Annotated in this window: 1 protein-coding gene; it reads left to right on the top strand. The window is 63.0% G+C overall.

The annotated features are described in order from the left end of the window. Window positions 1-1,167: 1,167 nt before the first annotated feature. Complete coding sequence (locus tag AC5RWU_RS24170; protein ID WP_493986706.1) at window positions 1,168-1,344, top strand: CsbD family protein; 177 nt, start codon at window positions 1,168-1,170, stop codon at window positions 1,342-1,344. Window positions 1,345-1,615 lie beyond the last annotated feature (271 nt).

The raw sequence follows: 1,615 nt of genomic DNA, 5'->3' as shown, positions 1-1,615 counted from the left end.
GTGTATGACCGGCTGCCTGATGAAACCCGGGCGGCTCTGCCGCTGAAGCGGGCCTGGGTGCTCGATGAAGAGGCAGGCTAAGCCTCCCGCCCCGAAATTGTCAGAGTCTGCGCGCTGCCCCCGCCGCCGACAGAACAGCTGCCGCCGGCGCCGTTCAAACACCGGCACCAAAACCGGCCCCCCAGGCTCTGGGGGCCGTGTGTGAGTCGTCCCCCCGGTTAATTCCGCGGAAAATGTGCCTGCACCATCATCATCTCCCGGTACAAACCGCAGGACAAGAGCCGGTCGCACAATCCAGCTCCGCTTCACCCGATTCGGCCGGCACGGCCCTGAACCGAGCCGTCTGCTGCTATCCCCAAGGGTTCGGGCAGGGCATCCGGAAGCCCGGAGATGAGAACCGGAGATGCCGGGGCGGGATGCGATCCGCCGGTGTCTTCGACGTTTCCGGGCTGGGCCGGACATCCTCCGGCATGCCGGCCAGCGCTGTCGTCGGATTTGATGATGCGGTCGTAAATCCTGGCTCCTGCGTTTCCCTCCGCATCAAGTCACTCGGCCAGGCCGGCCGCAGGGCGCGAGGGACCCAACAGCCGACGGCCGTCCACCTCAGGTGTTGTCTGTCTCGGCTTCCGGCGCGGACCCCGACTCGGGCTCGGGCTCGGGTTTGGGTTCGGGGGGCGGTGCACCACCCTCGCCTTTCCACCTGTGCAACTGTTGCTCCGGCACTTCACCGGTGTCTGATGTCCCGGTCTGGTCCGGCTCGTTTCCTGTCGACTCGTCCATGCCCAAACTGTATGCCGACCCCCGGCGGGCCAACAAGGTCCGTAACCACACCCAGGCGGAGGCAGTAGTGTCTGGAAGAAGATTCCCATCACCGGCAGCTGAATCGGCGCTGACACCGTGCCATTTAGCGACATATGCGCTGCTATCGGCGTCCCCGGCAGCCGCTGACGGTGGGGGGCCGGTCGCGGAACGGTTTCTTCAGATCAGGCCAATGCATTCGGGACCGGGGGTAAGGGCTTCTGAATGTGGGTGCCTGTTTCGGAGCTGCAGCGGATGGGTCGAAAACGCCTTTGCCGGATATGAGGTTCCGCATCCTAAGCACGCTTACTATGGAGTGGTCAGCCCCTGACTGTAGTCAGTGGGACCTTCACTGTAAGGAGCAGCGCGATGGGCTTGGATGACAAGATCGGTAACGCGGCAGAGAAGTTGGGCGGCAAGGGCAAGGAAGCGGCTGGGGAGGCCAGCGGCGATCAGAGCCTGGAGGCCGAAGGCAAAGGGGATCAGGCCAAGTCGGATCTGAAGCAGGCTGGCGAGAAGGTTAAAGACGCCTTCAAGAAAGACTGACTTAGATAAGGATCAAGAGCAGGGGTGCAGTACCACTGGTACTGCACCCCCTGCTGTTGGTCTGATTAGGCGGACCTGCTGGCGGTAATCAGGCCGGGCCGGCAGAACCGGTATCAGCGTGCCCTCTTCTGCAAAATCTGCAATAGGATCACTTCCTGCTTACATATGCGCTGTCAGGGGTATTCAGCTGACCGGACTGGACTGCAGTCGTGGATGGGAGGCAGCCGGAGGCCGGTAGGCCCTACCCGAGGTCGACCGGGGAGTTTCAGTC

Source organism: Arthrobacter sp. B0427-1-12 (assembly GCF_059092905.1).
This window is presented reverse-complemented; position numbering and strand designations above follow the sequence as displayed.

What these genes read in the sequence shown, in the direction of transcription:
- AC5RWU_RS24170 (WP_493986706.1), top strand. Translation starts at nt 1,168, where the DNA reads ATGGGCTTGGATGACAAGATCGGTAACGCGGCAGAGAAGTTGGGCGGC.